Origin of the sequence: Streptomyces sp. NPDC096046, from assembly GCF_040303285.1 — a bacterium.
Classification (GTDB): domain Bacteria; phylum Actinomycetota; class Actinomycetes; order Streptomycetales; family Streptomycetaceae; genus Streptomyces.
This window is the reverse complement of the sequence record NZ_JBEOSZ010000045.1, coordinates 1-23,514: the sequence shown is the minus strand read 5'-3', so window position 1 is coordinate 23,514 and position 23,514 is coordinate 1. Positions and strand designations below refer to the sequence as shown.

Below are 23,514 nucleotides of genomic sequence, written 5' to 3'. Positions count from 1 at the left end.
ACTCGGCGGCGGCACAGGCAAGACCGTCCAGCCGGGCCGTCACCGGGTGAGCACACCGGCCGCCAGCGAGCCCGCCCCCGCGGCACAGGCCAGCACCGCGCAGGCGCCCGCCGCGTGACGCCGCAGCAGGGCGCTCCGCAGCTCGGCATAGCGGCTCTCGTACTCCTGCCGCAGTTCCTCGGCCCGTCGTACGGTGCCCAGCATGAGCCGACGGGTGACATCGAGGCGCCGGTGGACGTAGTGGACGGTGACTTCCTCGGCTTGGGCCGTGGTCAGCCACGGCATCCGCGCGCAGAGTTCCTCCGCCTCGCGCTGCGCCTGGTCGCGGTGGGCGCAGGCGAGAAGGTAGCCCTCGGTCTCGTCGGCCAGAACGCTGCGCGGCTCACCGCCCGGTGCCTCGTTCCTGCCGCGTCTCACCGCCGTTCGCCCTTGTGCCCCTCGGCGTCGAGCACGTCGCGCTGCCCGGTGTTCGCCGCCTCGTCGATGCTCGCCAGGTCCGGGTGGCGCAGGTCGAAGGCGGGCGACTCGGAGCGGATCTTGGGCAGGGTGAGGAAGTTGTGGCGGGGCGGCGGGCAGGACGTGGCCCACTCCAGGGAGCGGCCGTAGCCCCAGGGGTCGTCGACCCCGACCTTCTCGCCCCTCTGGGCGGTCCGCCACACGTTGTAGAGGAAGGGCAGGGTGGACAGGCCGAGCAGGAACGCGCCGATCGAGGAGACGGTGTTGAGGGCGGTGAAGCCGTCGGCGGCGAGGTAGTCGGCGTAGCGGCGGGGCATGCCCTCGGCGCCGAGCCAGTGCTGCACCAGGAACGTCGTGTGGAAGCCGATGAACAGCGTCCAGAAGTGAATCTTCTCCAGCCGGTCGTCGAGCATGGTGCCGGTCATCTTCGGCCACCAGAAACTGAATCCGCCGAACATCGCGAACACGATGGTGCCGAAGAGCACGTAGTGGAAGTGGGCGACCACGAAGTAGCTGTCGGTGACGTGCCAGTCCAGTGGCGGGGACCCCAGGATGACGCCGGTCAGGCCGCCGAAGAGGAAGGTGACCAGGAAGCCGAGAGCCCACAGCATGGGTGGTTCGAACGACAGCGAGCCACGCCACATGGTGCCGATCCAGTTGAAGAACTTCACGCCCGTCGGCACGGCGATCAGATACGTCATGAAGGCGAAGAACGGCAGCAGGGCGGCGCCGGTGGCGAACATGTGGTGCGCCCACACGGTCACGGACAGTCCACCGATGGCGATGGTGGCGCCGATCAGCCCGGTGTAACCGAAGATCGGCTTGCGGGAGAAGACGGGGATGATCTCCGTGATCACGCCGAAGAACGGCAGCGCCAGGATGTAGACCTCGGGGTGTCCGAAGAACCAGAACAGGTGCTGCCACAGGATCGCTCCGCCGTTGGCCGGGTCGAAGACCTGGGCACCGAACCTGCGGTCCGCCTCCAGCACCAGCAGCGCGGCGGCCAGCACCGGGAAGGCCAGCAGCACCAGCACCGACGTGAGCAGGACGTTCCACGTGAAGATCGGCATCCGGAACATGGTCATGCCGGGGGCGCGCATACAGACGATGGTGGTGATGAAGTTGACCGCGCCGAGGATGGTGCCGAACCCGGACAGCGCCAGCCCCATGATCCACAGGTCGCCGCCGACCTGCGGCGTGCGCACCTCCAGGCTCAGCGGGGTGTAGGCGGTCCAGCCGAAGTCCGCGGTGCCCTGTGGAGTGAGGAAGCTGCCGATCACGATCAGGCCGCCGAAGAGGAACAGCCAGTACGAGAGCATGTTCAGCCGTGGGAAGGCCACATCGGGTGAGCCGATCTGCAGCGGCATGACGGCGTTGGCGAACCCGGCGAAGGTGGGTGTCGCGAACAGCAGCAGCATGATCGTGCCGTGCATGGTGAACGCCTGGTTGTACTGCTCACTGGAGACGATCTGCAGCCCCGGCCGCGCCAGCTCCGCCCGGATGACCATCGCCAGCGCCCCGGCGACGAGGAAGAACACGAACGACGTGATCAGGTACAGATGCCCGATCTTCTTGTGATCAGTGGTCGTCATCCAGGAGACGATCACCTTCCCCCTGCCGCGGCGCTCCACCGCGGGTACCGGCGCAACCGGTTCAGTGTGTGTCGCCATCAGTTCCTCGATCGGCAGCAACGGTGCTCGGACGGTCATCCGGCCGGGAGGAACCTATTCCTTCTGATTCATCGGCGTTGTCTGCAATCAGGCTTTTCTGAGCCGAATGGCGGAATGATCCATTCGACCGGGCGGTGGCGGTCAAGGCTGTTTGCCCAGGACCGCGGCGATGGCGGCGGCGGAGGACACCCCGCCCGGAGCTGACACGGTGCGACCGGTTTTCCGGGGTCTGTGTCATGTTTTGTCCGCCCGTCGGCGCGGCACTCGGGACGTACACGAGCGCGCCCCGAAGGGTGACCATCGCTGCGTGAGGGACGTCTGCGGGGCGCGGTATCCGGCCCGGCCGCCGGGCGGAACAGAGGGTGGTCGATGACGACGATCGGCGTGGAAGAGGAGTACCTGCTGCTCGATCCGGTGACGGGCCTGCCGGTACCTCAGGCGGACAAAGTCCGCGCCGCGGCGGGCGTGGGGCATCTGGTGACCGACCAGGAGGTGCAGTCCGAGCTGCTCCAGGCGCAGGTCGAGGTGGCCACCCCGGTCTGCCGCACCCTGGAGGAGGTGGGCGGCCATCTGCTGCGTCTGCGGCACGCCGTCGGTGTGGCCGCCGAGGAGCACGGTTGCCGGATCGGGGTCTGCGGGACACCGCCGCTGCGGCACGGCCGCCCCATCGCCGTCACCGACCAGGCCCGCTACCGCGCCATGGTCACCCAGGCGCCGCAACTGGTGGCCGAGCAACTGGTCAACGGCACCCATGTGCACGTCGCCGTCCCCGACCGGGAGGCCGGCGTGCAGGTCCTGAACCGGATCCGCGCCTGGCTGCCGACCCTGACGGCCATGGCCTCCAACTCTCCGCTGTGGGACGGCCACGACACCGGCTTCGCGAGCTGGCGCACGGTGATCTTCAGCCGGTGGCCGGTCAGCGGCGTGCCCCCGCACTTCCGGGACGCCGCCGACTACGACCGGCGCGCCGAACGGCTGCTCGAAGCCGGCCTGATCTCCGACACCGGACAGCTCTACTGGCAGGCCCGCCTGTCCGCCGCCTATCCGACCGTCGAGGTGCGGTGCCTGGACGTCCAGCTGCGGGCGGACGAGGCGGTCATGTTCGCCGCGCTCATCCGGGCTCTGGTGGAGACCGCCCTGGCGGAAGCGGCGGACGACACGCCCGCGCCCGACTGCGCGCCGGAACTGCTGCAGGCCGCCATGTGGCACGCGGCCCGGCACGGACTCGGCGACACCCTGGTCGACCCCGGTGGCACCGCGCACCGGGCCGGAGACGTGCTCTACGAGTTTCTGCGGCACGTCGCCCCGGCGCTGGACGCGTCCGGGGACACCCGTCAGGTCACGTCCCTGATCCACCGGCTGTTGCAGGACGGCACCGGCGCGGACCGGCAGCGCGCCGCCCTCGCCCAAGGGGGTCTGCGTGCGGTCACCGAACTGATCAGCGCCCAGAGCACGATGCCGTGACGCCCCGCGGCCGCCCTCAGGCCACCGCGGCGAACGCGGCGGCGACAGCGATGTCGGCACGGGCGTGGACGACCAGTCGCGTGCCGGCGGTGTCGGCGTCCGCCTCCAGCGCGCGGCGTGCGGGCGCGCTGTGCGTGGCCACCGACATCAGCGTCCCCAGCCGGCTGCACAGCCGGTGGACGCGCAGGACCACGCTGACCACCGCGTCCTGAGCGGCCGGCTCGTCGAGGAGAACGACCACCGGCGCCGGCCGGAAGGCATGGACGAGGTCACTGATCTTCGTGAGGAGCGCGGCACGCCCGCCGACCCCGGGGTCCCGGTGGATCGTGATCACGAGGACTCCGCGATCGAGAGAATGGGAAAGCAACACGGCCTGGGTGCCTCCGTTTCCTCTGTCGGCGGGACGTTCCGCCGTGGAAGTACCCGAAGCCGGTCTCTCGAAGCCTCCCGGAGCCGACACCTTGCCGGCCCCGCCCGGCGCCGGATGCGCGCATCGGGTCCTGAGACGCCGTTTCGCGGGTAGTCGTCCGGTGCGACGATCGGAGGTGAACGCTGATGGAGCGGAGCGGGGAGGGCGGTCGGCGGATGCTCGCCGACCTGCTGGACGCAAGCCACCTCATGCCCATCGAGCTGCTTCCGGCCAAGGCGACCGAGTGCGCACGCGCGGCCTCCTTCCGCCAGGTGCTGATCTACGTGGCGGATCTGCAGCGCACCGTCCTGCGGCTGCTCCCGGGCGACGCCGCCCAGGGACACGAGACGGAGCTGCCCATCGAGGGGACGGTCGCCGGACGGGCCTACCAGTACACCGACGTCCTGCCGGCCGCGCCCCCGGGCGGCGGTGTGTCCGAGTGGTGGGTCCCGCTGCTGGACGGAACCGAGCGCCTCGGGCTGTTGCGGCTGAGCAGCGAACGCGACGACGCCGCGGCCCGCGCGGACATGCAGGCGCTCGCGGCGCTCGTCTCACTGATCATCGTCAGCAAACGGGGCACCAGCGACGCACTGGCCAGGCTGGTGCGCGCACGGCCGATGAGCGTGGCCGCGGAGATGCAGTGGAACCTCCTGCCGCCGCGCACCTACGCCGACGGAAGGGTCACGATCTCCGCCTCCCAGGAACCGGCCTACGACATCAGCGGTGACGTCTTCGAATACGCCGTCGACGGGCCCCTGGTCCATCTGACGGTCTTCGACGCGATGGGGCACGACACCGCCGCCGGACTGTCGGGCGCCCTCGCCCTGGGCGCCTGCCGCAATGCCCGACGCCAGGGCGCGGGCCTCGTCGAGAAGGCGGAGGCCGTCGAAGCCGCCCTCCTGGAGCAGTACGACCACCAGCGCTACGTCACCGGAATCCTGGCCACGCTCGACACCCGCACCGGCGTCCTGCAGTGGGTCAACCGTGGCCACCACGCGCCGATCGTCATCCGCGACAACCGCTGGACCAGCCGGCTCTCCTGCCGGCCGGCCCACCCGATGGGAACCGGCCTCGGGCTGCGCAGCACCGTGTGCGAGGAGCATCTCCAGCCGGGCGACCGGATCGTTCTCTACACCGACGGCATCACCGAGGCGCGCCGCTCCGGGGGCCGGGAGTTCGGCCTGGCGCGCTTCACCGACTTCCTCATCCGCCACCACGCCGACGGCCTGCCCGTCCCCGAGACACTGCGCCGCCTCGTCCAGGCCGTCCTCGAATACCACGACGGCCGGCTCCAGGACGATGCCACCGTCCTGCTGTGCGAGTGGATCGGCCCCCACCCGGAGCCGGCCGACACCGCGGCCGACCTGACCGGCCTGTCGACGAACGGCCCCTGTGACGACGGCGGACCGGCGGGAGATGCCGTGCGGTGAACACCCCCGTGCGGTGAGCACCCACTTGGGGTGCGAACGGTGGCTGGAAAACGACCCGGCCGAAACAGTGGGGGAAAGAGCGTGTTCTCGTCGGCCCTGGCGGGGCACTCCGTCGGCGCGCGAGTTTCTTCATCCCCCAGGAGACCGTCCATGACCTTCAACCCACTGGAACAACGAGGTATCCCGCTCGACCGTCAGGTCCGCAACTGGCGCGAGCTGAACGTCACCCCGATCGATCCCGATCACTGCGACCCCTACACCCGTTGCCGGATCATCGCGATGAACGGCATCGAGGTCGAGGCGATCATGTTCAGCCACCAGCTCGCCCGCAACACCGTCGACCCGGAGGTGAAGCGGCAGCTGGCCCAGACCCGCTACATCGAGGCGCAGCAGCAGAAGGTCGTGAACTGGCTGCTGCCGGGGGTGTCGTCGGTGCTGGAGACGACGATCGCCTACGAGCAGGTCGCGGTGGATCTGACCGCGTGGGTGGCGCGGATGGAGCCGGATCCGTATCTGAAGCAGGCGTACCAGTTCGGTGTGCTGGAGGACTTCGACCACCTGTACCGGTACGCGAACCTGTACGAGATGATCGAGCACCGCAAGGCGGAGTCGATCGTCGAGGGCCTCACCGAAGTGATGCCGGGCCGGCCGACGAAGTACCACCACCGCCACCCGGCCGACAACGTGCGTGACCCGTACGACAAGGACCGGACGAACCCGCTGTCGAAGCTGCACGCGTTGACGATCATGTCGGCGGAGCAGCAGACCATGAACTTCTACATGAACACCGGCCCCACCTACATGGAGCCCATCGCCCGGCAGCTCTACCAGGAGATCGGCCTGATCGAGGAGGAGCACGTCACCCACTACGAGTCGCTCGTCGACCCCGGGGAGACGTGGTGGGAGCAGCTGGTCAACCACGAGTACAACGAGTGCTACCTGTACTACTCGTTCATGGAGCAGGAGAGCGACCCCAAGGTCAAGGCGGTCTGGGAGCTCCATCTGAACCAGGAGCTGGAACACCTGCACATCGCCTGCGACCTGATGCGCCGCCACGACGGCCGCGACCCCGAGTCGGTGCTGGCGCCGGAGCTGCCGAACGTGCTCACCTTCGAGCCGAACAAGCAGTACCTGCGGGAACTCCTGGACACGCAGATGGACCTGACCACGTTGGGCGCCGGCTACGTGCGGGAGGCGCACGAGCGGTTCGAGGAGATGCAGGAGCAGCTCCACGGCGGTGAGGAACCGCCCAGCGAGCGGGTCATGGCCCAGCACGACGAGATGTTCGGCCGCGAGTACCGCGTCGAGACCGAGGGCGAGCACCCCGACCCCGCGATGCGCGAGAAGTGAGGCGGCCGACCATGCCCGAGATGCACACCCCCCAGGCCGGCGACGACCGGGCGGCGGACACCGACGTGGTGGCCCTCCTCATGCGCCAGCACGGCGACATCCGCAACCTCTTCGACGAGGTCGAGCAGAGCCAGGGCGAGGAGCGCCGCGAGGCCTTCCGCCGCCTGGTGCGGCTGCTGGCCGTGCACGAGACCGCCGAGGAGGAGGTCGTCCATCCCTTCGTCCGCCGCAACGTCACCGGCGGTGAGCAGGTCGTGGAGGATCGGCTGGCCGAGGAGCGGGCGGCCAAGGAGACCCTCGCCGCCCTGGACGAACTGGACACCGACGACCCGAAGTTCATGCTTCAGCTGACGCAGTTGCGCAAGGACGTGCAAGAGCACGCCCGGGCGGAGGAGCGCTACGAGTTCACACACATCCGCCGGAGCACCGATGCAGGCCGCCTCGCCTCCTTGGCCAAGGCCGTGAAGGCCGCCGAGGCCATGGCGCCCACCCGCCCCCACCCGGGCGTCGAGTCCGGCGCGGCCAATATGGCCCTCGGTCCGGTCGCGGCCCTCGTGGACCGCACGAGGGACGCGGTCCGCAAGGCGATGGGCAAGGACTGAGCCCCGGCCGCAGGCGATGGCGCGCTCGGCCGCGAGGAGCCGGACCGCGTCACGACACCGGGCGGGGTTCTGCCGGATCCCCGGCGCGCCGTCCGTCCGCCGGCGCGTAGGCGCTGATGGTGTAACGCGCCTCGTCGTCGACCGCGTTCTCCTCCCAGTCCAGGACGATCCGCACCGGATGGCCGTCGCCGGGCGCGTACTCCGCCTCGGCCGTGTCCGCGCCGCCCTGTCGCGCCTGCTCCAGCTCCGTGAGGAGTCCGCCGAGGGTGGGCACGGCGTCCGGGGTGCTCTCGACCGCGCGGCGGCCCATGCCGTCGAGGCCCACCGCCTTCACCACGGCACCGTCGCGGACCGAGACCCGGAAGGTGCCGAGCAGGCTGCGTTCCCCTTCGCTCGACCGGAGCGTGTAGGCGTACGAGGCGGGCTCCCGCCAGAAGACGCCGCTGTGGCCCGGTGCGCTCGGTGTCCCCGGGGCCGTCGAAGCCGTCGGGCTCGTCGACGTCCCGGAGCCGCAGGCGGCGACCGCGCAGATGAGGCCTGCGCTCAGCACGGCACCGGACACGGCTCGGACGGCACAGGCTGCGGCGGTCATGGTGGTGGTCCCTTCGACGACGGCTACCGCTTTGACGCCGGCCGTCCGGGAAACGTTCGGCGGGGCCCGTCGACCACCGCCGCCGGCATGGTCAGGGCCGGCTCGGTCTCCTGTCCTGCTCGTGGGCGCTCACCCCAGGGCGGACGCCGGCGACCTGTGGTCGTGATGCGGTCATGATCTGACCGCATCCGGTGCCACCGTGAACGCGCAAGCCGCCCGGACGCCCTGAACCACGGGTCGGCACACGACGCGAAGACCGAGGTGCTGCGATGGCCGTTCTCGACATCCGGGCGCTCAACCGCGCCACTCTCGCCCGGCAGTTGCTCCTCGAGCGCGCCGACCTGCCGGTCCCCGACGCCATCGCCCACCTGGGCGGTCTCCAGGCGCAGGAACCCCAGGAGCCGTTCCCCGGCCTCTGGTCGCGGCTGCGGGCGTTCGACCCGGACCGGTTGTCGGACCTGCTGACCGGGCGGCGCGTGGTGCGCACCCACCTCATGCGCCGCACGGTCCATCTCGTCACAGCCGACGACGCCGTCGCCTGGCGCGCCCGCCACGACGGCATGCTGCGCCAGCGGGTGGTCGGGGTCTACCGGCGCGAACTCGACGGGGTCGATCACGGCGAACTCGCCGAGGCGGGCCGGACGGTCATGGCCGACGGCGAACCCCGCTCCATGCCCGAACTCGCGCGGGCCGTCGCCGACCGTTGGCCCTCGGCCGGGCCGCGGTCCCTCGGCGAGCTGCTGGTCGCCGCCCTCCTCCCGACGGTGCAACTGCCGCCGCGCGGGGTGTGGCGAACGAAGGCCGGCGTGCGCTACGCGCTGATGTCCTCTTGGCTGGGACGCGAGATCGACCCGCTCTCCCCGGACGGCTCCGACCCCGTGGGCCAGGCCCTGGTACGGCGCTATCTCGCAGCCTTCGGCCCCGCCGCCTCGGCCGACCTGCGCGCCTGGTGCGGCCTCGCCGGGCTGCCCGCCGCGGTCTCCGCCGTACGCGAGGAACTGGTCGCCTTCCGGGACGAACGCGGTCGCGAACTGCTCGATCTCCCGGGCGCCCCACGCCCCGACCCCGGCACCCCCGCCCCGGTGCGATTCCTCCCGGCGTTCGACAACGCGGTCCTCGGTTACCACGACCGCAGCCGGATCATCGACGACGCGCACCGCCCGCTGTCCGTCGCCGGCGCCCGCGTCGTTCTGGCCGACGGCAGGGTGGCCGCGACCTGGACGGTCGAGGCCGACACCGTGCACGTCACCCCGCTGCGCCCCTTCTCCCGGGCCGACCGGACCGCCGTCGCCGACGAAGGGCGCGCGATGGCCCGCTTCCTCTCCGGCGAGGAGAGCGACCGGGTACGGGTCGCCGCGTCTCCCGCCTGACGCGCGGTGCGCGTCAGCCGCCGTCGGGCGCACACTGGAAGGGTGCTGCCGGTACTCACGAGGGGGTGTCGGCCGATGGGACCCGCAGAGCGCGTGACCGTGCGGTGGTGGCGGTGGCGGCGCAATGCGCTCAAACGGCGCGTCGACGTCGTCGAAGCCTGGGTCGTGCTCGGGGGCTGGGTGCTCGCCCTGCTCGGCGGACTGCTCGCCGGACTGCTGGCGGCGGGCTCGGTCGAGCGGGCCGTCGAACGGCAGCGGGCCGAGAGCCGCCAGGTCCGGGCCGTGGTCGTCGAGGACGCGCCCGGCCCGTCGCCGGCCCGCACGGCGAGCGACCACCGGGTGTGGGGCGAGGTGCGGTGGACCGCGCCCGACGGCTCGACCCACCAGGACGAGGCCCGGGTGCCACCCGAGGCTCCAGCCGGGAGCACCATCCCCGTGTGGGTGAACCGCAGCGGTGACATCACGGCCCCACCGGTGTCCGGCGGCGAGGCCTGGCTGCACACCGCCATGGGCGGCGCACTCGCGGGGGCCTTCGCCGGCGGCACGGTCCTGGGAACCATGTGGTTGACCCGGCTGGCCCTGGACCGGTGGCGCCTGGCCCGGTGGGAGGCGGAGTGGGAGCGGATCGACACGCGCAGGGGGTGGAAGACGGGCTGAGGCCGGCCGTACCCGTCCCGCGCTCCGCATCCGCCGCGCCGGCGGCGTGGTCAGGCCCGGCCCACCGTGTCCTGGTCGTCGAGGGTCTCGTGCGCGTTTGGTGGAACCGGTGGCGTCGCCCTTGACCCGGTCGCCCGGCGCGGGCGTCCGGCCAGGCGTGTGGCCAGCGGCTCCGTCCAGCGGGCGGTCAGGGGGCCGAGCAGGACCAGGATGAGGACGTACGCCGTGGCCAGGGGACCGAGCGAGGGCTCGATGCCGGAGGTCACGGCGAGCCCGGCGATGACGATGGAGAACTCGCCGCGGGCCACCAGTGTGCCGCCGGCCCGCCAACGGCCCCTGGGCCCGATGCCGGCGCGGCGCGCGGCCCAGTACCCCGTGGCGATCTTCGTGGCGGTGGTGACGGCCGCCAGGGCGAGGGCGGGCAGCAGGACGGGCGGAATGCTCGCCGGGTGGGTGTGCAGGCCGAAGAAGACGAAGAACACGGCGGCGAACAGGTCGCGCAGCGGCGCCAGCAGAGTCGTCGCGCCCTCGGCGACCTCGCCCGACAGCGCGATGCCGACCAGGAAGGCGCCCACCGCGGCCGACACCTGCAACTGCTGGGCGAGACCCGCGACCACGAGGGTCACGCCGAGGACGACCAGCAGCAGCTTCTCCGGATCGTCGCTGGATACGAAGCGGGAGACGTGGCGGCCGAAACGCACCGCGAGGACCAGCACCAGGGTCAGCACGCCCACGGCGATGGCCAGGGTGACACCGCCCGCGGCCAGACCCACCCCCGCCAGCAGGGCCGTGACGATGGGCAGGTACACCGCCATGGAGAGGTCTTCCAGGACCAGGATGCTGAGGATGGCCGGTGTCTCACGATTGCCCAGCCGCCCCAGGTCGCCGAGGATCTTGGCGATGACGCCGGAGGAGGATACCCAGGTGACACCGGCCAGGACGACGGCGGCGACCGGGCCCCAGCCGAGCAGCAGGGCCAGCACCGCGCCCGGCAGGGCGTTGAGGACGGCGTCGAGGAGCCCTGCGGGGTAGTGGGTTCTGAGGTGGGAGACCAGGTCGGTGGCTGTGTATTCGAGGCCCAGCATGAGCAGCAGGAGGATGACCCCGATCTCGGCGCCGACGGCGACGAAGTCCTCGCTGGCGCCCAGCGGCAGCAGTCCGCCCTCCCCGAAGGCGAGCCCGGCCAGCAGGTAGAGGGGGATCGGCGAGAAGCGGAAGCGCCCGGCGAGGCGGCCGAGCAGCCCGAGCCCGAGGATGAGACAGCCGAACTCGATCAGGAAGACCGCGGAGGAGTGCATGGCGGGTCACTCCCGCCCGAGTATCGCTGCGGCCGCCTCCACGCCCTCGCGGGTCCCGATGACGATGAGGGTGTCACCACCGGCCAGCCGGAAGTCCGGGGCGGGGGAGGGGATCGCCTCCGCCCGGCGCAGCACCGCCACCACGGACGCGCCGGTGTCGGTACGGATCCGGGACTCGCCCAGCAGCCGCCCGCTGAAGTGAGCGGAGGCGGGCAGCTCGATCCGCTCGGCGACGAGCCCCAGGTCGGTGGTGGACAGCAGGTTCGGGGTGTGATGCGCCGGCATCAGGGCGTCGATGAGGGTGGTGGCCTCCTCCGACGTCAGCCGCACTGAGAGGTCGCAGGCGTCCGGGTCGTCCTCGCGGTAGGCGCTGATCGTCCGGTGCCCGTCGCGGTGCGCGACCACCGACAGGCGTCGGCTCTCCCGTGTCGTCAGGTCGTAGCGGACTCCTATGCCCGGCAACGGGGTGCTGCTGAGGCGTGGCGCGCTCATCTCCCTCCCCCTTCGGTCTGCTTGCGCGTTCCTGCCTGCGGGGGGCCGCCCGAACGAGCGTCCAGAACCGGCCTGTGCGGCTCATCCTAGGAGGCGGGGCGCCACCGCACCCCTCCTGCGTGGGCTATCGGGACGGCTGGGGGACCGGGGATGCGGAGGGGAGAGGTGTGGCGGTGGGCAGCCGCGCGGTCGCACCCTCGACCTGCCGCACCGTGTCCTCGCCCGGCCTGTGGCCGGTGCCCGCGCCGGTGGACAGCTGAGACCAGGCCCCCAGGGCCAGGGCGACGGCGGCCGCCGTGGCGGCGACCCGTCCCACGCGCCGGACCTTGGCCCGGCGGTCCAGGTCACCCCACGCCACGCCGACCCGCGGGTCCTCCGGCTGCCACAGGTCACCGACGGTCTGCGGGGGTTGGAGCCGCCGACCCGCGGCCCGCTCGTCGGCGGAGGGTTCCCTGGGCGCGGAGACGCGTATGGCGGACTCGCAGTCGGTGAGGAACCTCAGCCACACCTCGTCGGGGAACGGGCGAACACCGGGCGGCTCGTGGGGAGTTCCCCGCCCGTCCGGCTCTTCGGTGGTCACGTCCCGTCATCCCCTCTCCGGCCGTCGGCCTGATCACTGCGCGGCCCGAGATCAGTATGCCGCCCGGGCCCTGAAGCCGCCCCTCGTCAGATGCCGCAATCCGGTCGCGGGCATGCGGAAGGGCCCGTGCACAGGCACGGGCCCTTCCGTTCGGCTGCCGGGCCGCCCGGCGTCCTGGGCTCAGCCTCCCGGGCCGCCGCTGCCGAAGGATCCGCTGCTGCCGTCGTTCCAGCGAGGACGCTCCTGCGACGGGTTCGTCCGGTCGCTCATGTTGCCGTGTCCCTTCAACTGGTGCGGGGTCAGGCGGTCCTCGCTCCTGGGAACCTCCTCGGGCTCCCGGCGCTCACTCGTCTCGCGGACCGGCCCCCCGTCGGGCAGCCGCGGCTGCTCGTCCGGACGCGGTGTGGGCAGTTCCCTGCGCTTGACGCGGACGCCGAGGACGAAGGCCCCCAACAGCAGGGCCACGACCACCACACCCGCCACGATCAGCCCGATGCCGACGGCGCCACGGCCCGCGGCCATCTCCATCCATGCGCTATTCATGGCACGCGGGTACCCCTGGTCCCCTCCGTGAACCCGCTGGACGCAGGCGGCCGCCGCGCCGGACGGAACCCGTGGGAACACCGGGTTTGACCGGCATCGACCGGGGCTACCCGCGCGGTGTGACTTCGACGACATCCCAGCAGGAGCTGTTCCGGTTCCTGGAGGACCGTTTCGCCTGTGCGCAGGCGTGCACCGAGTGTGCGCGGGCCTGCGCGCTGCGCGCGAGCCTCGTGGATCCCGACGGCACCGAGAACCAGGAACTCGTACGGCGCAAGGGCATCATGTGCGCGGAGGTCTGCGACGCGACCTGCCGTGTGCTGTCCGAGCAGAACCAGGCGGACGAGAGCAGCATCCGGGTCCAGGTGGAGTGGTGCCGGACCGTGTGCCTGGAGGCCGCCCACGTCTTCGACCGACAACCAGGAGCGGAGGACTCGGCGGCGGCATGCCGGGCATGTGCGCGCGCGTGCACGGACTTCCTCGCCACCCTGAACTGACAACGCCATTCCCAATTTCTGAAACACGTTCTACGGTGTGCGCCGACAGGACCGGCCTTGGGAGCCTGGAGGCGCCGTGCACCTGGAATACACGCCCGAGCAGCAGCGGCTGCGCACCGAACTGCGGTCCTACTTCGCCGAACTGGTCCCGGACCACAGGTACGCCCGGACCGGCGCCCCGGCCGAGCAGAAGCGGTTCTACCGCGAGACCATCCGGCGGCTGGGCAGGGACGGCTGGCTCGGTGTGGGCTGGCCGACCGAGTACGGCGGACGCGGCCTGACGGCCATGGAGCAGTTCATCTTCTTCGACGAGGCCGCCCAGGCCGGCGTCCCGCTGCCGCTCATGGCGCTGAACACCGTCGGCCCGACGATCATGCAGTACGGCACCGACGAGCAGAAGGCGTACTTCCTGTCGAGGATCCTCTCCGGCGAGATCGACTTCGCCATCGGCTACAGCGAGCCCGGCGCGGGCACCGACCTGGCGTCCCTGCGCACCAAGGCGGTCCGCCAGGGCGACGAGTACGTCGTCGACGGCCAGAAGATCTGGACCACCAACGGCGACACGGCCGACTGGGTGTGGCTGGCCGTGCGCACCGACCCCGACGCCCCGCCGCACCAGGGCATCACCATGCTCCTGGTGCCGACCACCGACCCCGGCTACTCCTGCACCCTGATCAACACCCTCGCCTCCCACGACACCACCGCCAGCTACTACGAGAACGTCCGCGTTCCCGTCTCCCGCCGGGTCGGCGCCGAGAACCAGGGCTGGCGGCTGATCACCAACCAGCTCAACCACGAGCGCGTGACCCTGGCCGCCCACGGCACCATGGCGATCCGCGCCCTGCACGACGTGCGGCGCTGGGCGACGGAGACCAAACTCGCCGACGGCCGCCGCGTGGTCGACCTTCCCTGGGTGCGCCGCCTCCTGGCCCGCACCCACGCCCGGCTGGACGCGCTGAAACTGCTGAACTGGCAGATGGTCGGCGCGGTCCAGGACGGCACCCTCACCCCGCAGGACGCCTCGGCCGTCAAGGTCTACGGCTCCGAGGCCCGCCGCGACGCCTACGCCTGGCTCATGGAGATCGTCGCGGCCCCCGGCTCCCTGAAGGAGGGCTCGGCCGGCGCGGTCCTGCACGGCGAACTGGAACGCGGCTACCGCTCGGCCGTGATCTTCACCTTCGGCGGCGGCAACAACGAGATCCAGCGGGAGATCATCTCCTGGATCGGCCTGGGGATGCCGAGGGTACGGCGCTGACGGGATGTGACCACCGACGCTGGTTGTCACATACCGAGGATGGTTGGCACCGAGAACCAACGGGATCTCCATCGCTGCCCTCGGGGCGCTCGCGGTACGGCGGCCGGGTGGGCCGACGCCCGCCTCAGCCGCGGGTGGGCGGTCACCTGGTCCTGAACCGGTCCGGGCGCACGAAGTCCAGGCCTTCGACGGTCTGCTTGCCGAGCGCCTCGTGTGCGGCGATGTGGCCGTAGCCGGTCGCCATTTTGAAGCCCTTGCCGGAGAATCCGGTGGCGCAGTAGATGCTGCTGTTCTGATCCAGCCAGCCGATGAGGGGATGCCTGTCCTGGGTGAAGAGGTCGGGGAAGGCGTCGGCGCGCGCGATGGTGGGGATCAGGCCGGGGAAGAATTCGGTGACGATCTCGGTGACCTTTTCGACTTCTTCCCGGGTGAGCTCCCTGGGCACGGCGTCCGGGTCGGGGGTCGCCCTTGCGCGCCCGGCCACCGGTCCGTCCACCGAGGCCTTGACCGTCACGCCGTCGACGGCGGGTGCGCCGTACATGGAGCGATCCTCGTACCACCGGCTGAAGGCGGGGAAGTTCTCCGGCGAGAACTGCGTGCCGTCCTGGGCGACGAACCAGGTCAGGACGATCCGATGGGTTTCCGTGACGGCCTTGAGGTGGTCGGGCATGAGCCTTCGGGACCAGCCGCCCGAGGCGACGATGACCTTCTCGAACGTCCAGGTTCTGTCGCCCGAGGTGACGACCACGCCGTGTCCGGTTTCGGTGATGCTGTCCACGGGTGTGTTCTGCAGGACGGTGGCGCCGTTGGCCTGGGCCGCCGCGACGGCGGCGCTGACGGCGCGGTCGGTGCGCAGCACGCCGCCGTGGGGGTCATAGACGGCGCAGTCGTCGGGGCGGAGATTGTGCTGCGGGTAGCGTTCGGCCAACTCCTCCCGGCTGAGGACGTGGTGCTCGGCTCCGGTGATGCGCGTTGCCTCGAGGAGGCTGTTGATGTAGCTGCCGTTCGCTGTCCCGATGGACAGGCCCCCGGTAGGCGTGAGGATGTCCTGCTGCCCGGTTTCGGCTTCGAGCTCGGCCCAGAGGCCGCGGGAGCGTTCGATGATGGGGTAGTACTCGGGCCTCCCGAGGTAGATCATGCGGAACAGGCGGGTGTCCCCGCCCACGGCACTGCGGCCGTGGGCGGGGGTGGCTGCCTCGAAGCCCACCACCGAGCCGGACAGCCGGGAGGCCTGCCACAGGGCCATGCTCCCGATGCTGCCCAGGCCGATGACTGCGAGTTGTGCGTCCATGAGAGCAGTTTCCTTTTCGTCTACTCGTGAAGTCCGGCGAGGCGGCTGCCGAATCGGGCCAGGAGTGAGGTCTTGCTGGAGCCCCTGCGCTCTTCCCACTGGTCCGCGATACCGAAGAGCCGGTACATGGCATGAACACCCAGCCAGCGGATGGGCTCCGGTTCCCACTTCGGCGCCCGGTAGCCCACCCAGGGAAGCGTGGTCCGTTCGGTTTCCTTCTCGAAGGCGAGCTCCACGAGAGTCCTGCCGCCGACATAGGCCGCCGTGACACCGTGTCCCGCGTAGCCGGTGGACGATCCGATCCCGGATGCCGGGTCCCAGTGCACGCCGCCGTTCCAGTCACGCGTGACGCCCAGGACTCCCGACCAGGCGTGATCCACCTCGAAGGGGATGCCCGGGAAGAAGGTACTGAGCTTGTGCGAGATCAGGTCGATGGTGGAGCGGGCGGTCGCACCGGCTCCCCCCGTGCCGGACCCGAAGCGGTAGGGGACACCGCGGCCCCCCATGGCGATACGGCCGTCCGACGTCCGCTGGGCGTAGATGAAGGTGTGCGCGGAGTCGTTGAGGCACTGGGGCCCGTCCCAGCCGATCCGCTGCCATGCCTCCTCCGGCAGGGGCTTGGTCACGATCATCGAGGAATTGACGGGGATCAGGCTCCGGCGGCCCAGCAGTTGTCCCGAGTAGCCTTCGGTGCAGATGAACGTCCTGGCCGCGGTGACACGTCCGTCGGCCAGGGTGAGGGTCTTGCCCGCGACACTGTCCACTCGGCTGCTCTCGTAGATCCTGACGCCCATGGCGGTCAGGGTGTCGGCGAGGCCGTAGACGAGTTTCGCGGGGTGGATCCGCGCGCAGTGCTGGTAGAAGAGTCCGCCGTGGACGGTGGAGATGTTGATCCGGGACTGGAACTCGTCCCGGTCGAGCAGGTGGACTTCGTCTTCGGTCAGCCCGTACTTCAGGTCGGCATCACGCCTGGTGACAAGGCGGCCCAGCCCCGCCCGCGTGTGGGCGGCGACGAGCGCTCCGCCCTTGTGCTGATCGGCATCGATGCCCTCGGCCTCAAGGATGTCCAGGACCGCGTCGACGCCGGCGACGAACTCCTGCTGCAGCGCCCGGCTCGCCTCCAGCCCTCCGCCGACGCGGGCGAAGGCGGCACGGTTTCCCGGCGGCATGGCCGAGAGCCAGCCACCGTTGCGCCCCGACGCGCCGTAGCCCACCTGTTCGGCCTCGAAGACGGCGACCGAGAGCGACGGTTCGAGCTTCTTGGCGAAGTACGCCGCCCACAGGCCGGTGTAGCCGCCGCCGACAATGGCCACGTCGACGGTGTCCTGGCCGGTGAAGCGGGGGAACGAGGGCCTCTTGTCGGCCAGTTGGGTCACCCAGAAGCCGAGCTCTCCGTTTCGGGGTGGTGCCGCAAGCGCGTTCATGTCGTGTCCTTCTTCTGTGTCTGGGAACCGTGTGGGCCGGTGCTGGAAGGCGGTGTGGCCGCCGTCGACGGGGCGGGTTGCCCCGGTGATGTACGAGGACTCAGACGACGCGAGGAAGAGGACGGCGGCAGCGATCTTTTCGGGGGAGCGGCGAGGTGCCTGAGCGGGTGCCGGCGCCGGCCCCGAGGCCCTCCACGCCCGCGGATGGAGGGCCTCGGAGCCGCTGACCTGCGCTGGAGGGAGGCCTTGATAGGTGCGTGGTGACGTATGGGTATCTGGTCGATTGTCGACCAAACATGTCTGAGCTGTCAACAGCGTCCGAGGGGCGCCTTGGGGCAGGATGGCGCTGCCCCCTTCCGTGTGCATGAGGCGATCCACCGGCGCAGCCCACTCGATGACGGCGATGTAACCGGCGGAGGTATAGTCGACAAACGACCAAGTGGTCGGCAATCGCTGAGGGAGGGCCACGGGGTGGACCACAAGTTCGAGTGGCAGGAGCAGCGGACGACGACGCCTGAAGGTGTCTACCGCACACTGCGAGCCGCCATCCTCGATGGGACCGTGCCTCCTGGTGGCCAGCTGCGCGAGGCGCACATCGCCGGGGATCTCGGGATCAGCCGGTCCCCGCTGCGCGAGGCGCTGACCAAGCTGGAGGAGGAAGGCCTCGTCGTAAAGATCCCCTACCGTGGGGCGTTCGTCGTCGAGGTGAGCGCTCGGGAGGTCGCTGAGATCGACTCGGTCCGGCTGCGTGTCGAGCCGTACGCCGCCGAGCTCTCGGCCGAAGCGCTGCGCGGCCCTGAGCGGCCCCAGTTGCTGCGAACCGTCGAGGATCTCCGCCGGGCCATGGAGAAGGACGACATCCCGACCAGCATCGACGCGCACCTCCGATTCCACAGGCTCTTCTACGATCTCTCGGGCCACGGCGTCCTGCAGAGCCTCTGGAACGGCTGGGAGACCAAGCTGCGCCTCCACCTCAGCGTCGACCACCGCACCTACAGCGACGATCCGCAGCAACTGGTCGTCGAGCACGAGAGGTTGGCCGCCGTTGCCCTGGGTGGCGACACCGACGCGTTCGGCCGGGAACTGGCTGCCCATTTCCCCATGGGGCTGGGGGCCAAGACGGAAGATCCGGGGGAGTCTGCGTCCCGGCATGTCTGAGGCCATGCCGCCGGTGTGAAACATCCAAGCCTGCTCGCCACGGCGTCGACGCCGCTGCGTTCGGTGATCGAGGTGTGCGACCACGGGCAGGCATCGGTGCAGGCTCCGCCGGCGGGCGTATGCCGGAGCGAGCGGCTGCGTCGAGTCCTGGGTGCCTCCTGTCGTGGCCGCGATCGGTCGGCTTCCGTCCGGCGCGGGTCAAGGGGCTTCACTCATCGCGCACTGACCATGCGATCGCGATTGAATCTCAGTCTTGACAAAGTCTAAACTGAAGTTTAGTTTTCAAGCTCCTTGAGTAGGTGTGCGTGGCCTGGGTGGGTTTGTTCATGGGGGGGGGGCTGCTGCGCCTGGCCCCTGCTGAAATCGGAGTTGAACATGAGGTGCTACGACTGCCTCCAGGAAGCGCGCAGCGACACCACCGGCATCGGTGTGTGCTCGCGCTGCGGCTTGGTCCCCTGTGAGAACCATGCCCGCGTACGACAGGTACAGGTCACCCGCCGGGTCGGCATGGGTGCTGCCTACGGGCGCATCCCTGCGCGCAGGGTGGTCTGCCACACCTGCGACATGGCCGAGATGGCGCACTGACCCGCATGGTGCGCTTGTCGCACCGCATCATCTCCGGTCGCCGAACGCGCGTCGCCCGTCCGAGCGCCCCGTTCTCGGCCTGCCCGGATGCCGTCCCGCGCACTGGTGCGGCGTCCGGGCCTCAGTCGCGGCCACGGTGGGTGCGCCGTTCCGGAGGCGCGACCGCCGACGGCAGAGTATCCATGATGTCCTTGCCGGCGGTCGTCCCGGCGCGGTGATGGGGCCGGCGTTCCCCCCGGCCCGCGAGTGCCCGTAGGTACTCGGTCAGTCCCGAACCCGCCTGGCGTCTCACGCGACAGGCGCTTCCAGAAGGGCCGCTGCGCGCTTGCCCTGAACCGCCACGTCGCACTCTCGAACTGATTCCGCGGCCGCGTTCGAGGTTGAAGTTCGTATTGACAGTGCTCGACGGACAGCCATATGGTCGACAAACGACAATAGGTTGACGGTTTTAAGCCACCATAAGGGGTTTTATCGCCGCCGTTCCTCGAGAGGAGAGCCGAGTGCAGATGATCAAGAATCATGAGTCTTCGGCAGCGAACACCGACTCGGCTTCCGATCGGCTTCAGGCCCTGGGACTGGCCCTTCCCGCGCTCCGGGAGAACCCGTACTACGTGCACCACCGGGCGGTGGGCTCCAGCATTCACATCTCCGGCCAACTCCCTTACCGGGACGGTGTGCTGCTGGGTCAGGGCGTTGTCGGCCGGGACCTGGAGCTGGAGACCGCGAAGGAGCTCGCGCGCCATGCCGTGCTGAACTGCCTTGCGGCCGCCGTGCAGGCGGTGGGCGATCTGGACCGGGTCCGGATCGTGCAGATGCTGGTCTTCGTGGCCAGTACGCCGGACTTCGGTGAGCAGTCGCAGGTCGCCAACGCGGCCAGTGAACTGCTCATCGAGGTACTGGGCGAGAACGGACGGCACGCCCGCACCGCGATCGGTGTCGCCGGGCTGCCGCTCAACACCCCGGTCGAGATCCAGATGGTCATCACCGCTGCGTAGGGCGGCCCCGACGGCGGTGTACCCGAGTGCGCGATATCGCGGGGCACGAACGTTTGGCATCGAGGGGAGTCAGCACCCGCGCCCCTCGATCATTTCCCCTCGATCGTTGCAGGCAGAACCACAAGGAGGGCAGCGTGAATCAGCTGCAACGAGCACTCGACGCTCTGGTCGAGCGGATCGACACCCCCGCGCCGATCGTGCTGGTCGACGTCATGCAGGGCAACATCGACCGCATGCAGGGCTTCGCCGACCAGCACAACATCAAGGTCAGGCCGCACGTCAAGACACACAAGTGCGTGGAGATCGGTCGGCGCCAGATCGAGGCCGGCGCGGTCGGGATCACCGCGGGAAACGTCGGTGAGGCAGAGGTCTTCGCCGCGGCCGGCTTCGACGACATCTTCCTCGCCTACCCGATCTGGGCCGCGGGATCGAAGAAGCCCCGGATCCGCCGGCTCGCCGAATCCGCCCGGCTGCGGGTCGGCGTCGACAACGTCGCGGCGATCGAGGCCCTCGCCGACGCGATGGGAGACGAACCGGACCGCCTGCAGGTCGTGATCGAGGTGGACTGCGGCGCCCGTCGTTCCGGGGCGCCGCCCGAGCTCGCGGGCGACCTCGCGCTCGCCGCCCGCAAGCGCGGTCTGGTGCCGGCAGGCGTCTTCACGTATCCCGGTCACGGCTGCGCCGGTCGCGACGCTCGTCGGCGTGCCGCGCAGGACCAGGAAGCCGCGCTCACCACCGCGGTACGCAGCCTCGAAGGCGTCGGGGTCACCGCAGAGGTGGTCAGCGCCGGCTCCACGCCCACCGTCGAGTTCTCCACCAGCAGCAGCGTGATCACCGAGATCCGTCCCGGCGAGTACGTCTTCGGCGATCTGAACAACGCCCGGCTGGGTGCTTGCGCGGAGGACCAGATCGCACTGTTCGTCGCCGGGACCGTGGTCAGTGACTGGGTCCCCGACCAGGTCATCGTCGATGTGGGCAGCAAGGCCCTCAGCAAAGAAGGCAGTCCCGAGATCGGCTACGGCGGCATCGCCGGCACGAAGGCGGTCCTGTCCAAGGTCAACGAGTACCACGGGTTCCTCCCGCTGCCGGACGGCGATTTCCGCCCCAGCGTCGGAAGCGTCGTACCGGTGGTGCCCAACCATGTATGCCCCGTCGTCCTCGGTTTCGAGGAACTGATCGTCACCGACAGCACGGGCACGTCGCTGGAGCGCTGGCCGGTCGACGCCCGCGGATTCCTCAACTGACCGGAACGGGACGAGACCCCCGTCCTCCCCAAGCCCCCACCCCCGACCGACCTCCCCCGTAACGAGGAGTGCCTGACATGAGACTCAAGAACGTCACGGCCCTGGTGACAGGCGCCAGCAGTGGCATAGGGCAGGCGGTGAGTTCCCACTTCCGCCGTGAGGGCGGGCGGCTCCTGCTCACCGGCCGCAGGGAGCGGCTCGACAGCGCTGAGCCCGACGATCTGTACGTTCCCGGGGACCTCAACGACGAGACGTTCGTCGAGCACCTGGCCAAGCAGGCCGCGGAGACCTTCGGCACCGTCGACGTCGTCGTCCTCAACCACGGCCTGCAGGCCGACGGTCCGCTCACCGAGATGGCCTGCGACGACGCGAGGAAGGTGCTCGAGAGCAACCTGCTCAGCGCGTTCCTGGTGATGAAGCACTTCGCCCCGCTGATGCCCGAGACCGGCGGCTCGTTCGTCTGCGTCAGTTCACGGCTGGGCATGGTCGGCATGTCCGGGCAGGTCCTGTATTCCGCCGCCAAGGGGGGCCTCATCATGCTCGCCAAGGGCGCCGCGATCGAATGGGCGCCGCGCAACATCCGGGTCAACGTCGTCGCTCCGGGTCTGACCGCCACACCGATCATCGAAGCGGCGTTCCAGCGCAGGCCTGACCCCGAGGGCTACCGCCGTCAGCGCGAGAGCACGATCCCGCTCCAACGCCTCGCCACCCCTGAAGAAGTCGCTGACGCGGTGCTCTTCTTCGCCTCGCGGGAGTCGTCGTACGTGACCGGATCGGTCCTGACCGTCGACGGCGGGTACACCGCCGGCTGAACACCCTGCTGGGCATCACCATCAGCAAGGAGCTGACGACCTGTTCTCCGTCGCTCCTTCTGCCTCGGGCGTCCGCCGATTGCGGCATGAACTGTCGAACAAGCGTCGAGCGCGTGCCCCGTTCGCCTGCTCCACGCGAACGGCGTCACCCTCAGTGCGCCCGTGCCGACAACCGTATCCGAGCCACCCGGCCACCTCGGCACCAGCCACGACGCCTCGTATCGGCCTCCGCACATCGGGAACGGGCCATGCCCACGAGCGTGTGTCAGACGCCGCTTGGCAGCAGCTCGTCGACCGTGGCCGCGGCCACCAACTTCTCAAGCTCCAAAAGGAAAGACATGTCGCTCCTGAAGGCCATCGACACCAATCCCTCCTTCACGCCGCGAGAGTCCGGCCCGCTCCCGGAACGCCTGATTTCCGGCGACCCCGCTTTTCGGACCTGGGCCCAGGACGTCGCCCGTGGGGAGTCGATCCATACGGGTGTCTGGGAAGCGACGCCCGGCGAGATGCGCTCGATCAAGGGCGAGACCTTCGAGTTCTGCCACATCCTCTCCGGCATCGTCGAACTCACACCCGAAGGCGGCGAGCCGGTGATCTACCAGGCCGGCGACAGCTTCGTCATGAAGCCGGGCTACGTCGGCGTCTGGAAGACCATCGAAACCGTGCGCAAGATCTACGTGACCGTGACGTGATGCCGATGCCCGGCCCCGATCGCCTTGAGGGTTTGCACGAAGCCACCTGCTGAGCAACGCCGCCGGGGCCGATGGTCCGCTCGGCCCGTCCCTCAGCCGCAGGCCAGAATCTGCTTCATCCCTCACCAGAGCCCTCATGCTCCGGCTCTGCTGAGGGCCACCCCACTCCGCTGGTCACCCCCTGTCCCGGCTCCAGTTTCCCCACCGCCACCCCCCGGTCACCCAGCCGACGTCGCTCCCGCGACAAGCTCGTCGGGAACTTCGATCCACGGCGAACACGCGCCCCAAACGGCGATCGGCAAGGCAAGCGGGCGATGTTCTGTCCGCGTTCGCCGCCCCGAACGATCCCCCCCCCGCATGCGAGGCAAAGCCCCCGCACAGCTGGTCCCACGCGTCCCCAGATGAGGAGTATTGCCATGAGTGATGCCCAGATCGGTCGTAGAGCGCTCCTGCGCGGAGCAGGCGGCCTGGCCGCCCTCGCAGCTCTTCCCTCCCTCGCCGCCTGCGGCACCGGATCCAGCCGGACAGCCGGTGGGAGTGGTGGGAAGGGCGGCAAGATGGTGGTCGTCCGTGACAGTGGCGGTTCCTATGGTGCGGCTCTGCAGAAGGCGATCTACACGCCGTTCACGCAGGAGACCGGCATCCAGGTCA

The 23,514-nt window shown here is 70.1% G+C and carries 24 protein-coding genes and 2 pseudogenes; 15 read left to right on the top strand and 11 right to left on the bottom strand.

Annotated features, from left to right (window positions below):
* Positions 1-39: 39 nt before the first annotated feature.
* Together ABTX62_RS29790 and ctaD are read right to left on the bottom strand one after the other, a co-directional pair.
* Positions 40-417, bottom strand: a complete 378-nt coding sequence (locus ABTX62_RS29790; RefSeq protein ID WP_352119080.1) for a hypothetical protein — start codon at positions 415-417, stop codon at positions 40-42.
* Positions 414-2,126, bottom strand: coding sequence for an aa3-type cytochrome oxidase subunit I (gene ctaD, locus ABTX62_RS29785; RefSeq protein WP_502998032.1), 1,713 nt, complete (start codon positions 2,124-2,126; stop codon positions 414-416). Before ctaD ends, ABTX62_RS29790 begins: the two co-directional genes overlap by 4 nt.
* A 369-nt stretch (positions 2,127-2,495) precedes the next feature.
* Here ctaD and ABTX62_RS29780 point away from each other — a divergent pair, with 369 nt between their 5' ends.
* On the top strand, positions 2,496-3,590 hold the full coding sequence (locus ABTX62_RS29780; RefSeq protein WP_352119078.1) for a carboxylate-amine ligase: 1,095 nt from the start codon (positions 2,496-2,498) through the stop codon (positions 3,588-3,590).
* 16 nt (positions 3,591-3,606) lie between these two features.
* Here ABTX62_RS29780 and ABTX62_RS29775 read toward each other — a convergent pair whose 3' ends face one another.
* Positions 3,607-3,957 carry a hypothetical protein gene (locus ABTX62_RS29775; RefSeq protein ID WP_352119077.1) on the bottom strand — a complete coding sequence of 117 codons (351 nt, stop codon included), beginning with the start codon at positions 3,955-3,957 and terminating at the stop codon, positions 3,607-3,609.
* 188 nt (positions 3,958-4,145) lie between these two features.
* On the opposite strand from ABTX62_RS29775, the gene ABTX62_RS29770 reads away from it, so the two are divergent.
* The 3 genes from ABTX62_RS29770 to ABTX62_RS29760 all read left to right on the top strand — a co-directional run bounded on the left by ABTX62_RS29770 (position 4,146) and on the right by ABTX62_RS29760 (position 7,381).
* Positions 4,146-5,429: a PP2C family protein-serine/threonine phosphatase gene (locus tag ABTX62_RS29770; RefSeq protein ID WP_352119076.1), complete on the top strand. Its 1,284-nt coding sequence runs from the start codon at positions 4,146-4,148 to the stop codon at positions 5,427-5,429.
* Between the two features lie 150 nt (positions 5,430-5,579).
* Positions 5,580-6,779: a hypothetical protein gene (locus ABTX62_RS29765; protein WP_352119075.1), complete on the top strand. Its 1,200-nt coding sequence runs from the start codon at positions 5,580-5,582 to the stop codon at positions 6,777-6,779.
* Positions 6,780-6,790: 11 nt separating this feature from the next.
* Positions 6,791-7,381, top strand: coding sequence for a hemerythrin domain-containing protein (locus ABTX62_RS29760; protein WP_352119074.1), 591 nt, complete (start codon positions 6,791-6,793; stop codon positions 7,379-7,381).
* Positions 7,382-7,430: 49 nt separating this feature from the next.
* Here the strand turns inward: ABTX62_RS29760 and ABTX62_RS29755 are convergent, their stop codons facing one another.
* Entirely contained in the window at positions 7,431-7,973 is a 543-nt protein-coding gene (locus ABTX62_RS29755) for a DUF6174 domain-containing protein (RefSeq protein ID WP_352119073.1), read from the bottom strand.
* Positions 7,974-8,242: 269 nt separating this feature from the next.
* Here ABTX62_RS29755 and ABTX62_RS29750 point away from each other — a divergent pair, with 269 nt between their 5' ends.
* Together ABTX62_RS29750 and ABTX62_RS29745 are read left to right on the top strand one after the other, a co-directional pair.
* Positions 8,243-9,343 carry a winged helix DNA-binding domain-containing protein gene (locus ABTX62_RS29750; RefSeq protein ID WP_352119072.1) on the top strand — a complete coding sequence of 367 codons (1,101 nt, stop codon included), beginning with the start codon at positions 8,243-8,245 and terminating at the stop codon, positions 9,341-9,343.
* 75 nt (positions 9,344-9,418) lie between these two features.
* Complete coding sequence (locus tag ABTX62_RS29745) at positions 9,419-10,000, top strand: Rv1733c family protein (protein ID WP_352119071.1); 582 nt, start codon at positions 9,419-9,421, stop codon at positions 9,998-10,000.
* A 50-nt stretch (positions 10,001-10,050) separates the two neighbouring features.
* On the opposite strand, the gene ABTX62_RS29740 is transcribed toward ABTX62_RS29745, so the two are convergent.
* The 4 genes from ABTX62_RS29740 to ABTX62_RS29725 all read right to left on the bottom strand — a co-directional run bounded on the left by ABTX62_RS29740 (position 10,051) and on the right by ABTX62_RS29725 (position 12,913).
* Positions 10,051-11,298 carry a cation:proton antiporter gene (locus ABTX62_RS29740; RefSeq protein WP_352119070.1) on the bottom strand — a complete coding sequence of 416 codons (1,248 nt, stop codon included), beginning with the start codon at positions 11,296-11,298 and terminating at the stop codon, positions 10,051-10,053.
* Positions 11,299-11,304: 6 nt separating this feature from the next.
* Positions 11,305-11,790 (bottom strand): cation:proton antiporter regulatory subunit, encoded by a 486-nt coding sequence (locus ABTX62_RS29735; protein WP_352119069.1) that lies wholly within the window; start codon positions 11,788-11,790, stop codon positions 11,305-11,307.
* 124 nt (positions 11,791-11,914) lie between these two features.
* Positions 11,915-12,370, bottom strand: coding sequence for a hypothetical protein (locus tag ABTX62_RS29730; RefSeq protein ID WP_352119068.1), 456 nt, complete (start codon positions 12,368-12,370; stop codon positions 11,915-11,917).
* 180 nt (positions 12,371-12,550) lie between these two features.
* Positions 12,551-12,913 (bottom strand): DUF6479 family protein, encoded by a 363-nt coding sequence (locus ABTX62_RS29725; RefSeq protein WP_352119067.1) that lies wholly within the window; start codon positions 12,911-12,913, stop codon positions 12,551-12,553.
* Between the two features lie 119 nt (positions 12,914-13,032).
* On the opposite strand from ABTX62_RS29725, the gene ABTX62_RS29720 reads away from it, so the two are divergent.
* Together ABTX62_RS29720 and ABTX62_RS29715 are read left to right on the top strand one after the other, a co-directional pair.
* Positions 13,033-13,407, top strand: a complete 375-nt coding sequence (locus ABTX62_RS29720) for a four-helix bundle copper-binding protein (protein ID WP_352119066.1) — start codon at positions 13,033-13,035, stop codon at positions 13,405-13,407.
* Between the two features lie 76 nt (positions 13,408-13,483).
* Positions 13,484-14,662: an acyl-CoA dehydrogenase family protein gene (locus ABTX62_RS29715; protein WP_352119065.1), complete on the top strand. Its 1,179-nt coding sequence runs from the start codon at positions 13,484-13,486 to the stop codon at positions 14,660-14,662.
* A 142-nt stretch (positions 14,663-14,804) separates the two neighbouring features.
* Here ABTX62_RS29715 and solA read toward each other — a convergent pair whose 3' ends face one another.
* The 3 genes and pseudogenes from solA to ABTX62_RS29700 form a co-directional block, all read right to left on the bottom strand.
* Positions 14,805-15,953, bottom strand: coding sequence for an N-methyl-L-tryptophan oxidase (solA, locus tag ABTX62_RS29710; RefSeq protein WP_352119064.1), 1,149 nt, complete (start codon positions 15,951-15,953; stop codon positions 14,805-14,807).
* A gap of 20 nt (positions 15,954-15,973) precedes the next feature.
* Positions 15,974-17,377 (bottom strand): NAD(P)/FAD-dependent oxidoreductase, encoded by a 1,404-nt coding sequence (locus ABTX62_RS29705; protein ID WP_352119115.1) that lies wholly within the window; start codon positions 17,375-17,377, stop codon positions 15,974-15,976.
* A gap of 63 nt (positions 17,378-17,440) precedes the next feature.
* Positions 17,441-17,743 (bottom strand): annotated as a pseudogene (locus ABTX62_RS29700) (hypothetical protein); the annotation flags it as partial.
* A gap of 105 nt (positions 17,744-17,848) precedes the next feature.
* Here ABTX62_RS29700 and ABTX62_RS29695 point away from each other — a divergent pair.
* From ABTX62_RS29695 to ABTX62_RS29665, 7 genes and pseudogenes are all read left to right on the top strand, one after another.
* Positions 17,849-18,535, top strand: coding sequence for a GntR family transcriptional regulator (locus ABTX62_RS29695; protein WP_352119063.1), 687 nt, complete (start codon positions 17,849-17,851; stop codon positions 18,533-18,535).
* A gap of 375 nt (positions 18,536-18,910) precedes the next feature.
* On the top strand, positions 18,911-19,120 hold the full coding sequence (locus ABTX62_RS29690) for a DUF2180 family protein (protein WP_352119062.1): 210 nt from the start codon (positions 18,911-18,913) through the stop codon (positions 19,118-19,120).
* A 506-nt stretch (positions 19,121-19,626) separates the two neighbouring features.
* Positions 19,627-20,115 (top strand): RidA family protein, encoded by a 489-nt coding sequence (locus tag ABTX62_RS29685; protein ID WP_352119061.1) that lies wholly within the window; start codon positions 19,627-19,629, stop codon positions 20,113-20,115.
* A gap of 134 nt (positions 20,116-20,249) precedes the next feature.
* Positions 20,250-21,359: an alanine racemase gene (locus ABTX62_RS29680; RefSeq protein WP_352119060.1), complete on the top strand. Its 1,110-nt coding sequence runs from the start codon at positions 20,250-20,252 to the stop codon at positions 21,357-21,359.
* A 77-nt stretch (positions 21,360-21,436) separates the two neighbouring features.
* Positions 21,437-22,171, top strand: coding sequence for an SDR family NAD(P)-dependent oxidoreductase (locus ABTX62_RS29675; RefSeq protein ID WP_352119059.1), 735 nt, complete (start codon positions 21,437-21,439; stop codon positions 22,169-22,171).
* Positions 22,172-22,419: 248 nt separating this feature from the next.
* The gene (locus ABTX62_RS29670) at positions 22,420-22,863 is read left to right on the top strand and encodes a cupin domain-containing protein (RefSeq protein WP_352119058.1); all 444 of its coding nucleotides are present in this window, start codon (positions 22,420-22,422) and stop codon (positions 22,861-22,863) included.
* Positions 22,864-23,279: 416 nt separating this feature from the next.
* Positions 23,280-23,514: pseudogene (locus ABTX62_RS29665) on the top strand (ABC transporter substrate-binding protein); the annotation flags it as partial.

Bases quoted from the DNA above. Each gene is read 5' to 3' on its own strand.
- ctaD (WP_502998032.1), bottom strand. From the start codon at position 2,126: ATGGCGACACACACTGAACCGGTTGCGCCGGTACCCGCGGTGGAGCGC.
- ABTX62_RS29780 (WP_352119078.1), top strand. From the start codon at position 2,496: ATGACGACGATCGGCGTGGAAGAGGAGTACCTGCTGCTCGATCCGGTG.
- ABTX62_RS29770 (WP_352119076.1), top strand. From the start codon at position 4,146: ATGGAGCGGAGCGGGGAGGGCGGTCGGCGGATGCTCGCCGACCTGCTG.
- ABTX62_RS29765 (WP_352119075.1), top strand. From the start codon at position 5,580: ATGACCTTCAACCCACTGGAACAACGAGGTATCCCGCTCGACCGTCAG.
- ABTX62_RS29760 (WP_352119074.1), top strand. From the start codon at position 6,791: ATGCCCGAGATGCACACCCCCCAGGCCGGCGACGACCGGGCGGCGGAC.
- ABTX62_RS29755 (WP_352119073.1), bottom strand. From the start codon at position 7,973: ATGACCGCCGCAGCCTGTGCCGTCCGAGCCGTGTCCGGTGCCGTGCTG.
- ABTX62_RS29750 (WP_352119072.1), top strand. From the start codon at position 8,243: ATGGCCGTTCTCGACATCCGGGCGCTCAACCGCGCCACTCTCGCCCGG.
- ABTX62_RS29745 (WP_352119071.1), top strand. From the start codon at position 9,419: ATGGGACCCGCAGAGCGCGTGACCGTGCGGTGGTGGCGGTGGCGGCGC.
- ABTX62_RS29740 (WP_352119070.1), bottom strand. From the start codon at position 11,298: ATGCACTCCTCCGCGGTCTTCCTGATCGAGTTCGGCTGTCTCATCCTC.
- ABTX62_RS29735 (WP_352119069.1), bottom strand. From the start codon at position 11,790: ATGAGCGCGCCACGCCTCAGCAGCACCCCGTTGCCGGGCATAGGAGTC.
- ABTX62_RS29725 (WP_352119067.1), bottom strand. From the start codon at position 12,913: ATGAATAGCGCATGGATGGAGATGGCCGCGGGCCGTGGCGCCGTCGGC.
- solA (WP_352119064.1), bottom strand. From the start codon at position 15,953: ATGGACGCACAACTCGCAGTCATCGGCCTGGGCAGCATCGGGAGCATG.
- ABTX62_RS29705 (WP_352119115.1), bottom strand. From the start codon at position 17,377: ATGAACGCGCTTGCGGCACCACCCCGAAACGGAGAGCTCGGCTTCTGG.
- ABTX62_RS29690 (WP_352119062.1), top strand. From the start codon at position 18,911: ATGAGGTGCTACGACTGCCTCCAGGAAGCGCGCAGCGACACCACCGGC.
- ABTX62_RS29685 (WP_352119061.1), top strand. From the start codon at position 19,627: ATGATCAAGAATCATGAGTCTTCGGCAGCGAACACCGACTCGGCTTCC.
- ABTX62_RS29675 (WP_352119059.1), top strand. From the start codon at position 21,437: ATGAGACTCAAGAACGTCACGGCCCTGGTGACAGGCGCCAGCAGTGGC.
- ABTX62_RS29670 (WP_352119058.1), top strand. From the start codon at position 22,420: ATGCCCACGAGCGTGTGTCAGACGCCGCTTGGCAGCAGCTCGTCGACC.